This window comes from Microbacterium sp., from assembly GCF_003248605.1.
In the GTDB taxonomy this organism is placed as follows: Bacteria; Actinomycetota; Actinomycetes; order Actinomycetales; family Microbacteriaceae; genus Microbacterium.
The window spans coordinates 1-10656 of sequence record NZ_QFPF01000089.1; the positions used below are offsets into that span (position 1 = coordinate 1).

The 10656-nt window shown below is 70.1% G+C and carries 7 protein-coding genes and 1 pseudogene; 4 read left to right on the forward strand and 4 right to left on the reverse strand.

Annotation, left to right across the window (positions count from 1 at the left end):
• Together DI573_RS11390 and DI573_RS11395 are read right to left on the reverse strand one after the other, a co-directional pair.
• Nucleotides 1-455, reverse strand: a 455-nt coding sequence (locus DI573_RS11390) for an acyl-CoA dehydrogenase family protein (RefSeq protein WP_292814205.1), incomplete at its 3' end; no start/stop codon positions are given.
• Between the two features lie 135 nt (nucleotides 456-590).
• Nucleotides 591-1592, reverse strand: a complete 1002-nt coding sequence (locus DI573_RS11395; protein WP_292814208.1) for a M15 family metallopeptidase — start codon at nucleotides 1590-1592, stop codon at nucleotides 591-593.
• A 110-nt stretch (nucleotides 1593-1702) separates the two neighbouring features.
• Between DI573_RS11395 and DI573_RS11400 the strand changes: the two genes are divergently transcribed.
• Nucleotides 1703-2749, forward strand: coding sequence for an Rv2578c family radical SAM protein (locus DI573_RS11400; RefSeq protein ID WP_292814211.1), 1047 nt, complete (start codon nucleotides 1703-1705; stop codon nucleotides 2747-2749).
• A gap of 283 nt (nucleotides 2750-3032) precedes the next feature.
• On the opposite strand, the gene DI573_RS11405 is transcribed toward DI573_RS11400, so the two are convergent.
• Complete coding sequence (locus tag DI573_RS11405; RefSeq protein WP_292814214.1) at nucleotides 3033-5204, reverse strand: DEAD/DEAH box helicase; 2172 nt, start codon at nucleotides 5202-5204, stop codon at nucleotides 3033-3035.
• A 301-nt stretch (nucleotides 5205-5505) separates the two neighbouring features.
• Here DI573_RS11405 and DI573_RS11410 point away from each other — a divergent pair, with 301 nt between their 5' ends.
• The 3 genes and pseudogenes from DI573_RS11410 to DI573_RS14755 all read left to right on the forward strand — a co-directional run.
• Complete coding sequence (locus DI573_RS11410; RefSeq protein WP_292814217.1) at nucleotides 5506-6453, forward strand: aldose 1-epimerase family protein; 948 nt, start codon at nucleotides 5506-5508, stop codon at nucleotides 6451-6453.
• Between the two features lie 4 nt (nucleotides 6454-6457).
• Nucleotides 6458-7549 (forward strand): hypothetical protein, encoded by a 1092-nt coding sequence (locus DI573_RS11415; protein WP_292814220.1) that lies wholly within the window; start codon nucleotides 6458-6460, stop codon nucleotides 7547-7549.
• 747 nt (nucleotides 7550-8296) lie between these two features.
• A pseudogene (locus tag DI573_RS14755) lies at nucleotides 8297-8821 on the forward strand (DUF998 domain-containing protein); the annotation flags it as partial.
• Between the two features lie 190 nt (nucleotides 8822-9011).
• On the opposite strand, the gene DI573_RS11420 reads toward DI573_RS14755, so the two are convergent.
• A partial coding sequence (locus DI573_RS11420; protein WP_292814223.1) for an efflux RND transporter permease subunit occupies nucleotides 9012-10656 on the reverse strand: 1645 nt, incomplete at its 5' end.

Genomic DNA, 10656 nt, shown 5'->3' on the forward strand with positions numbered 1-10656 from the left:
CCGCCCTCCACGGCGCGCGCCGTGGTCGTGATGCCGCGCAGGTTCGATCCCGTGCCCGGCTCCGTCATCGCGATCGCGCCGATGATCTCGCCCGAGGCGAGCCCCGGCAGCCAGCGGGCCTTCTGCTCGGGGGTGCCGAAGTGCACGAAGTACGGCACGACGAGATCGTCCTGGATGCCGAGCGCACCCGCGAGCGACCCGGCCCCGGCGCGTATGACCTCCTCCATCACGATCGCACGGAACCGATAGTCATCCAGCATCCCGCCCCCGCCGAACTCCTCGGGGACCGCCAGCCCCAGGATCCCCGCCTCGCCTGCACGGCGCAGCGTCTCACGGTCGACCTCGCCCTCGGCATCCCAGCTCTCGCGCTGCGCGTTGGTCACGTAGCGCGAGATGAAGTCGCGCACCATGTCGCGGAAGGCGTCGTGGTCCTCGTCGTACAGGTCCCGCTCCATGGAACCCTCCTCTTCTCCTCGTCGAGAGCACCGGCGATGTCGTAACGCTCGGTGCGGCGCTCCGATTCTAGGCCGGGTCACGGCATCCGGTCTCGACTCGAATGACACCGGATGCCGCCGTCCGCGGCCCTGGGTTCAGTCGAGGTAGGCGGGGGCCGCGGGAAGGCCGAAGAACTCCTCGAGCGTGTGGAACCCGCCGGCACGGTACGCCGCGGCGAGCTCGGGACCGATGTAGCGCAGGTGCCAGGCCTCGGGGTCGTATCCGGTGATCGGCGTGTACCCCTGCTCGTATCGCACGATCCAGCCGAACCGCCAGCCGTTCTCGACCACCCAGGCCGACAGCGCCGATCCGCCGAACTGCTCGGACGAGCCGCAACCCGGGTCGCACGCGAAGACGTCGACGGCGAGCGCCGTCTGGTGCTCGCTGTAGCCCGGTCTGGCGGCGAGGCGCTCGCCCGCCTCGCGACCCAGTTCGGCGACCCGCTGGGAGTGGATGCGCTGCTGGATCGAGTAGCCCCGGTATCCGTTCTGCACGCCCAGCTGCCCGACCCCGGCCGCGGACGCCGCGGACGCCATCTCGCCGAGCGTGGGGGCGATGTCGGTGCGGGCCGCGGCATTGGCCCCGTTGGTCGTGCCGGGCGGGGCGATCCAGTCATACGGCGCGTAGTCGATGGGCTCGATCGGCAGCGTCTTGTTGACCACGAACCACACGTGCGAGGCGTCGCGCAGGTTCACGCACGGTGCCGCGCCGCCGATGACCGCCTGACGGAACCCCTCACCCCCGCCCGCAGCCTCGATCACCGCGGCGTCGTCGCCGGCCGCGAGGGCCTGCTGCACCTCGGGTCGATCGCAGAGCGCCACCACCGCCGCCGGTTCGCCCGTGAACTGCGGGGACGGGATCGAGGTGGCCCAGGGCGGCGGCGCGGTCGCAGAAGCAGAGGGGGATGCTGCGGCCCCGCCGCCGGCGGCACCACCGACGCCACCACCACCACCCACGACGGCAGCCACACCGACGCCCGTCACGAGCAGCAGCACCAGCATCCCGGCGAGGATGAGCGCCGTGCGCGCACGCTCCCCGCGGCGGCGAAGAACCCGCGCATCGGCGCGCGAAACCGGGCCGGTGTCGGGTGCGGTCATGCCCTTCATTGTGCCCGAGCGTGTCGAGTCGCGACGCGGTGATGGACGTATGGCCGATTCAGCCATCAGACGGTGTTGCATCTGTCTAGCATCTGTGTTCGAATATACAGATGAGGTGGCGCGGGCAGCAGATCGGCGAGGTCGACACCAATGCGCTGCCCGGGCTCGAGCGCATCGACGGCCTGGTCCGGTCGGTGACGACTCCCGAGTTCGCGGGCATCACCTTCCACGAGGTGGTCTCGCGCTCGGCGCTCAACCACGTGCCCGGGGCCTCGGCCATGCCGTTCGCGTGGACGATCAACCCCTACAGGGGCTGCACCCATGCGTGTGCCTACTGTTTCGCCCGCGGCACGCACGAGTATCTCGACCTCGACGGCGGGCACGACTTCGACTCGCAGATCATCGTCAAGACGAACGTCGCCGAGGTGCTGCGGCGAGAACTCGCCGCAGCATCCTGGCAGCACGAGCACGTCGCCCTGGGCACCAACACCGACCCGTACCAGCGGGCCGAGGGGCGATACCGACTCATGCCCGAGATCATCAGCACACTCGCCGCTTCGGGCACGCCCTTCTCGATCCTCACGAAGGGCACACTCATCCGCCGCGACCTGCCGCTGCTGCAAGCGGCTGCCGAAAAGGTTCCGGTCGATCTGTCCTTCTCGATCGCCGTCTTCGACGACGCCCTGCAACGCTCGATCGAACCGGGCACGCCGACCGCCGCGGCCCGACTCGATGCCGTCCGCGCTGCCGCCGACGCAGGTTTTGCCGTCACGGTCTTTCTCATGCCCGTGCTTCCGCACCTGACCGACTCGGTGCCCGCGCTCGACGACGCCCTCGGGCGCATCAAGGCCGCGGGGGCGCGGCGAGTGATCTACGGAGCACTGCACCTGCGACCGGGGGTCAAGCCCTGGTTCATGCAATGGCTCGAGCGACAGCATCCCGAACTCGTGTCGTCGTATCTGGGTCTGTATCCCGGTCAGAGCGCCGTCGCGCCGAAGGGCTACCGCACGTGGCTCGCCAAACGCGTGCGGCCGTTGCTGCGCGTGCACGGGCTCGACGGCAGTGACGAAGACGAGCTGCCGATGCGCGCGTCGCGGCCCGGGCCGGTGCGCACCACCGGGCCTGCTTCGACGACCGCGGCGCCCACGCTGTTCTGACAGCGCGCTCGACTGACGCCATCGGCGGCGCCGTCGGCGCCGCCCGCACCCCGACGGCGCCCGGTCAGCGGCGCCCGGATGGCGGCGGCCGGACGGCCCCGGCGCCGGCCCCGGCCCCGGCCCCGCGCCCGCACTTCTGCGGACGCCGAACCTACATTTTTGCAGCGAACCACCACACGTCGGATGGTGGCTCGCTGCAAAAATGTAGGTTCGGGGTTCGGGGCCCGGGCCGCGAATGCGAAAGGCGCCCCGGGCGAACCCGGGACGCCCTCGCGCGTGCGAACTACGCGGTGAGTTCGGCCAGTGTCGGGGCCGAGCCGGCGAGCTCGGCGATCACGTCGTCACCGGGGGCGGCATCCTCGAACGGAGCGACGATCTCGGCGCGATCGAGCATTTCGGTCATCTTTCGGCGACGCTGACGCGTGATGAGCGTGACGACACGGCCCGTCGCGCCCGCACGGCCTGTGCGACCCGAACGGTGCAGGTAGGTCTTGTACTCGTCGGGCGCGTCGGCCTGCACGACCAGGTCGATGTCATCGACGTGGATGCCGCGCGCAGCGACATCCGTCGCCACCAGCACGTTGACCCGGCCCGAGGTGAGACGCTCGAGGTTGCGCGTACGGCGCGCCTGATTGAGATCACCGTGCAGCGACACGGCCGGAATGCCGGCGTCATCGAACTGCTCCGCCAGCATCTCGGCATACGCGCGGGTGCGGGCGAAGACGAGGGTCTTGCCCTCGCGATCGACGAGCTGGTCGAGGATCTGCGCCTTGTCGCGGTGATCGATCACGAGCACACGGTGCTCGATCGTGCTGGAGTCCTGATCCTCGCCGGCGACCTCGTGCACGGCCGGCTCGACGAGGAACTCGTCGACGAGCGCCGAGACCTCGCGATCGAGCGTGGCCGAGAACAGCAGCTTCTGCGAATGGTCGGCGGTCAGGCGGAGGATGCGCTGCACGGGCTCGAGGAATCCGAGTTCGCACATGTGGTCGGCCTCGTCGAGCACGGCCACCTGCACGTCGCGCAGGTCGAGCTTGCCCTGGTTGACCAGGTCCTCGATGCGCCCCGGCGTGCCGATGATGATGTCGACGCCCTTCTTCAGCGCGCCCACCTGGCGCGCCTGGGGTACGCCGCCGTAGATCTGCGTGGTGAACAGTCCGACGCTGCGCGCGATGGGCTGGATCGTGCGGTCGATCTGCAGAGCCAGCTCGCGGGTCGGCGCAAGGATCAGCGCCTTGGGCTTGCGTCCGAACTCGCGGCGCTGCCCGGCCTGGCCGCGCAGCACGTTCTCGACGAGCGGCGCGCCGAACGCGATCGTCTTGCCCGAGCCGGTGCGCCCGCGGGCGAGCACGTCGCGGCCGGCGATGATCTCGGGAATCGTCGACGCCTGGATCGGGAAGGGGGATGCTGCGCCCAGCTCACCGAGCGCACGCACGATGTTCTCACCCAGGCCCAGATCACCGAAGCTCACTCCCTGCACATCCGACGCCTGGACGGCCTCGGCCTGCAGACGCTCGTGCACGACGTGGACGCGTTGCTCCTGCGCCGCGGTGCGGGCAGGGGCGTTCCAGTCGGCACGCGAACCCGCCGCGGCACCGCGGTCGTCACGGCGCGGGCGGTCGTCACGGCGCGGGCGGTCGTCGCGACGGGGGCGGTCGTCGCGACGGGGGCGGTCGTCGAAGGTCCGCGCGGGTCGGTCATTCGGATACTCGCGACGGGCGGGACGCGCGGTACCGCTCGAGCGACCCGGCCGCTCATCGAACGAACGCGCGGGTCGGTCGCTCGAGTACTCACGACGGGCTGGGCGCTCGTTCGAGTACTCACGACGGGCGGGGCGTTCTCCGTCCTGGGTGCGACGCGCGGGGCGCTCGCCGGCGAACGATCTCGCGGGGCGCTCGTCGTACGAGCGACGCGGCCGGTCATCGAACGAACGCGCGGGTCGGTCGCTCGAGTACTCCCGGCGAGCCGGACGCTCATCGAACGAACGCGCGGGTCGGTCGTCGCGACGCGGACGCTCGTCGAACGACCTCGCCGGGCGCTCGTCGTACGAACGACGCGGACGGTCGTCGAACGAGCGGGCCGGCCGGTCGTTCGAGTACTCACGGCGGGCAGGACGCTCACCGCCGACGGGGCGCCGGGCCGGACGCTCGTCGAAGGAACGCTCCGGGCGCTGCGGGCGACGCGCGCCACCCGCGGCATGCGTGCGGATGCCGCGAGCCTCGTCGCGCCCCGCCTTCTCCTGGGCGCTCCAGCGACGCTTGGGCGCCGCCTCGGCAGCGTCGGGCTCGGCGGCGCGGAATCCACGGTGTCCGGCGCTGCGGCTACCCGGCTTCTGCCCACGGGCGTCGGCGGATCCACCGCGGTTGCGGTCGTGGAACGAGGTCTTGGTCTCGCCGCGGCGCGGCTCGAAGTTCTTGGCCGGGCGTCCGCCGGCGGGCTTCTTGTTCTTGGGCACGATGGTGTCCTTCTGGGTTGTCTCTTCGCGAGAACAGCGCTCCACGTCGTGTCGCAGCAGCGTGCGACACCCCCGCGCACAGGCGGACGGAGTAACCCGGACTATCGTCGGCCGGGGGCCATTCAACATGATGGTCGTCGGGGCGGAATCGCCCCCACCATCGGCCCCTTGGACTCACAAACCCATCCGCGCATCCCGCGCGGTGCCCAGAGCCGACTGGCCTACTGTAGCGGATGCCGCCATCCGAGCCTGTGAGAGCGCCTCACCGGCCGGACCCACCGCCGAGCGATCGGAGCCTCCCATGACCGCAGCCGCCTCCCGCCCCGACCCCACCGGTCGCCAGTTCGTCCTGCGGTCCCCCGAGGGGAGGGTCGGCGCCCAGGTCGCGCAGCTGGGCGCATCCCTGCGTGCCCTGCGCGTCGACGACACCGACCTCGTCACGCCGTACCCCGCGGGCGCGGCCACCCCGGCAGCATCCGGAATCGTGCTGGTCCCCTGGCCCAATCGGGTGCGCGACGGCATCTGGACCCAGCGCGGCGAAACCCGCCGCCTGGCGATCTCGGAGCCCGCACTCGGAAACGCGGCCCACGGCCTGCTGCGGTTCGCCCCCTACTCAGCGGATTCGACGGCGGAATCCGCGGGCGACACCGTCACCCTGCGCGCGACGGTCTTTCCGCAGACCGGCTACCCGTTTCAGCTCGACACCGCGGTGACGTACGCGCTGCGGGCCGACGGCATCCACATCACCCACCGCATCGAGAACATCGGAAAAGACGACGCTCCGGTGGCGTTGGGCACCCACCCCTATCTCATGATCGGGGGCGTCGACACCGCGACACTCACTCTGCGATCGAGCGGTGCGACGCGGTTCGTCGTCGACGCTCGCAAGCTGCCGACCGACGAGGTTCCGGTGGATGCCGACACCGATCTGCGCGCGGGTCGGGTGGTCGGCGAACTCGACCTCGACACGGCGTACGGCGCTCTCGCCCGCGATGACGACGGGCGTGTGCGGCATTCCCTGACTGCTCCCGACGGGCGTCGCGTGACGCTGTGGCAGGGACCGGGCTTCGAGTACGCGCAGATCTTCACGACGGATCGCTATCCCGGACACCCCGTCGCCGTCGCCGTCGAACCTATGACGGCGCCCGCCGACGCCCTGAACTCCGGCCGGGGGCTGCGGTGGCTCGAACCCGGCGAGAACTGGACGCTGGAGTGGGGCATCGTTTTCGGAGCTCCGGTTCTACACTGACGCCATGACAGCCGCCGGCTCCCCGCCGACCCCCGCAGCCGCAGCGCCCTCCACCACCCCGCCCACTCCCCCGACGGTGCGCGGCGAGTCCGAGGCGATCGTCTTCGCGGTCTCGGCGGGCGGACTCGGGGCGCTCTATGGGCTGCTGATCGGGCTGCTCACGGAGGACCTTCCGATGTCGGGAGACGTGTCGTTCGGCACGCTCGCCGCCGCGGGATCGGGCGTGATCGCGGCATTGGCTGCCGGATGGGGCTACTGGCGATCCCGGCACGCGCCCGGCCAGGAATGGCGGCGCGCGTTGGCGCCCTGGGCCTTCACGGTCAACACGATCTCGGTCGTCATCGCCCACACGGTGCTCGCGGTCCTGGCCACGCTCGTCATCTACCTGGTACTCAGCCGCGGCTTCATCGGGCTCGGGGTGATCACCTTCTGGTCGGTGGTGCTCATGACCGTCACGCTGGGACTCACGGCGTATCTCGTGTCACTTTCCGTTTCGCGCATGACGACGCAGCGGATGTCGTCGCTTCTCATGGCGTTCATCGTGATCGGCACCCTCACGGCCATGGTGACGACGCCGGACCCCGTCTGGTGGCAGATCCACTTCAGCCACCTCGGCACGTTCTGGGCCCTCTCGAGCGCCGTTTTCAACGGCACCCTGGTCGCCGGGGGCCTGCTGGTCACGACGTTCGCGGTGTATATCGCCGCCGACATGCGCGCGCTCGTGGCACGCCGCAAGCTGGCATATGAGCGATCTCCGAGAATTGTTTCGACGCTCTTCGTCCTCATGGGCTTCATGCTCGCCGGGGTCGGGCTCGTGCCCGTCAACGTGAACGAGCCGATCCACAATCTCTCGGCCTCGGGCATGGCACTCGTCTACGTCGGGTTGCTCGCGGCAGGTCCCAGGATCCTGCGCGGAATGCCGACCTTCTATTTTCTATCGACCTGGGCTTTCCTGGCGTCTACCGTGGTCACCGTTGTGCTCTTCGCGACCGGATATTTCGGCCTCACCGCGCTCGAGATCATCGTGTTCGCGCTCATCTTCGGATGGATCGCGGTGTTCATCCGCTTCCTCGGCGTCACGGGCCAGACGGAGTGACCGAGGGTCAGCCGAGGGTTTCCACAGACACGGCGAGTCATCGCGAGGTATATACCGCGGTGGTTTAGTGGCGCATCCGAAACATTCCGCCGCTATAATTCCCCCAAATACAACAGACACGAGCTGCGTTCATGGGGACCACGGATGTGAAGCGCGCCGTTCTGGGGAGTCGGTGTACGCAGGCCACTGGGGACTCCTTAGCTCGGGCGCGATATCCCCTATAACGCGCGCGAAAGGTGATCAGACGTGGCAGCCCCCGGTCTCGTCGAGTTCTACGCCCCCTCCGTCCCCGCGAGCCTGCGCCCCTGGCGCGTGCTCAGCGCGGTCGCACTGGCCTCCGTGGCCGTGCTGGTGGCCGCAGGATTCGCCCCCCAGACGTTCGTCGTGCCCCTGTGGGGCCACTGGTCCGTCGGCGCGCTCACCGCTGCCGGCGCTGCCGCAGCGGCAGCGATCCTCGCCTTTCACTCGTACACGACCGCAGCGACGGGAATCGCCCCCGATGCTCCGCTGACCCTCGGTGCGCGGCTTCACCGCGGCATCGACGCTCTCGCTGCGTCGGTAGCATACGCCCTGATCGCGGGCCTCGTGGTCGCCCTCGCCTTCATCGTGATCGATCTGTTGACCGAGGGCTCGAGCGTCTCACTCCTCCAGGCGACGGCGGGGGGCGCCATCGCACTCATCCTCGTCGGAGTCCTCGTGCGCCGCAGCGCTCAGGGCACCGCCACGAGCCGCGCCGTTCGCGTGCTGATGATCCTCATCGCCCTGGGCTGCCTGACCGCGATCGCCACGACCCCCGACCCGCTGTGGTGGCAGCTGCACTTCAGCCGCCTCGGCACGTTCCAGGTGTTCTCGGGCTATGTCTTCAACGGCACCCTCATCGCCACCGGCGCGCTGATCGTGGCATTCTCCCTGCGGGTGCGCCGCGAGATCGAGCGCCTCGGCGGACTCTCCGTGCTCGCGAACCACCGGCGCGCCGCGAAGATCCTGCCCGTGCTCGTCGCGCTCGTCGGCGCGCACCTGGCGCTGGTCGGCTTCATCCCCGTCAACGTGCTCGAGTTCTGGCACGATCGCGCGGCCACCGGCATGGTGCTGGCTTTCGCCGGCATGCTGGCCACGGCCCCGTGGCTGCTGCGCGGCATGGATCGCAAGCTCTTCCGCGCCACCGGCATCGTCACCGTCGTGCTCGTCATCGGCGCGACGGTCTTCATCATGGGCGTCATCAACCTGGCGGCGTTCGAGGTGATCGCCTTCGGGCTCATGTTCTGGTGGATCGGCGTGTTCGCCGGCTGCGCGGAGAGCAGCATCCACCCCGCCCCGCGCGCCTCCCCCGCCACGGCGCGGGCCTCGCGCACCCGTCGGAGCGCCGGCGACACGTCGACCGCCACCCCGGCGCCCGCACGCCGCGACCTGGTCATCCCCCGCCGGATTCGCCGCGTCACGACGAGCGCGCATGCCGTCCCGGTCAGCCGTCCCCGTGCTCGCGTCGCGTACGGCGTGACTGCTGAACGGGTGTCGCCCTCGGCAGCCCTTCGTACGCCGAATCCGTCGCGTCGGACGGTTCTGCGTCACCGCCCGTCCCGTGTGACGACGAACCGTCGCGGTCCGTCTCCGACGCCGCGCCGCTACGGCGCATCGCGCGTCGCTGCGTAGCCCCCTCCACGAGGTTGTAGAGCGTCGGCAGCACGACCAGCGTGAGCACGGTCGACGAGATCAACCCGCCGATCACGACGATCGCGAGCGGCTGCGAGATGAATCCGCCGTGGCCGGTGATGCCCAGCGCCATCGGCGTCAGGGCGAAGATCGTCGCCGACGCGGTCATGAGGATGGGGCGCAGGCGCCGCGCGGATCCCGCGATCGTCGCGTCGTGGGCCGACATCCCCTTCTCCCGGTACTGGTTGACGAGGTCGACGAGCACGATGGCGTTGGTCACGACGATGCCGATGAGCATCAGCACGCCGATCAGCGAGGCGACGCCCAGCGGCACGCCGGTCGCGATCTGCAGCAGGATCGCGCCGGTCGCCGCGAACGGCACCGAGACCAGCAGCAGCAGAGGCTGACGCAGCGACTTGAACGTCGCCACCATGACGATGTAGACGATCAGGATCGCCGCGAGCAGGGCGATACCCAGCTGGGTGAACGCGTCGGTCTGCTGGGAGATCACGCCTCCGACCTCGGCGTCCGCCCCCGTGGGCAGGTCGAGGTCGGCCAGCGCCGCGGTGACGGCCGCGGACGCGGCGTTGAGGTCGTCGGTCGAGGGCGTGACGGTCACCCTCGAGGTGCGCTGACCCCGCTGAGTGGTGATGGATGTCGGACCTTCGGTCTCTTCGACGGTCGCGATCTCGTCCAGCCGCACCGGCCCTGCGGCGGTGGGCACCTCGAGTGCGCGCAGATCATCGAGCGAGCCCGGCGACGCCGACGCAGCGAGGTAGACCGTGAGGGCGGAATCGTCGATCTCGACCGTGCCGATGGACTGGGGCTGCATCGTGTTCGAGACCAGGGCGCCGACGGCGACCTCGGAGAGGCCGCGGGCCGCGGCGGCATCACGGTCGACCACCACGGCGATGTACGGCAGCGAGGCCGAGAGGTTGCTCGTGACCTGCCCGATGCTCTCGGCGCCCTGGAGCGAGGTCACGACGTCGGCGGTCGCCTGCTCGAGCGTCGTCCGGTCGGGGGCGGTCACATCGATCTCGACGTCGCTCGAGCCGAATCCGCCGCCCGAACCCGCCACCGCGATCTCGCCCACGTCGTCGAGTTCGGTGAGCTCCGTCTGCACGCGTTCACGAAGCGCAACCTGGTCGGCGTCGGTGTCGGTCGTGATCGAGTAGGTTATGCCCGCGCCGCCGCCGGAGAATGCGTCGCGCAGGGCCGACCCGCTCGAGCCGATCGAGACCTGCACCGTGTCGATGCCCTCGATCCCGATGAGCGCATCTTCGACCTGTGCCGCGGCGGCATCTTCGCTGTCGAGGCTCGCGGCGGGCCCGAGGTTCTGGGTGACGGTGAACGTGTTCTGTCCCGAGTCGCCGAGGAAGTTGGTCTTCATGAACGGCGCGGCGGCGATCGTGCCGGCCAGCACCAGGACGGCCAGGCCGAGAGTGATCCACGAGTGC

What these genes read in the sequence shown, in the direction of transcription:
- DI573_RS11395 (WP_292814208.1), bottom strand. Translation starts at nt 1,592, where the DNA reads ATGACCGCACCCGACACCGGCCCGGTTTCGCGCGCCGATGCGCGGGTT.
- DI573_RS11400 (WP_292814211.1), top strand. Translation starts at nt 1,703, where the DNA reads ATGAGGTGGCGCGGGCAGCAGATCGGCGAGGTCGACACCAATGCGCTG.
- DI573_RS11410 (WP_292814217.1), top strand. Translation starts at nt 5,506, where the DNA reads ATGACCGCAGCCGCCTCCCGCCCCGACCCCACCGGTCGCCAGTTCGTC.
- DI573_RS11415 (WP_292814220.1), top strand. Translation starts at nt 6,458, where the DNA reads ATGACAGCCGCCGGCTCCCCGCCGACCCCCGCAGCCGCAGCGCCCTCC.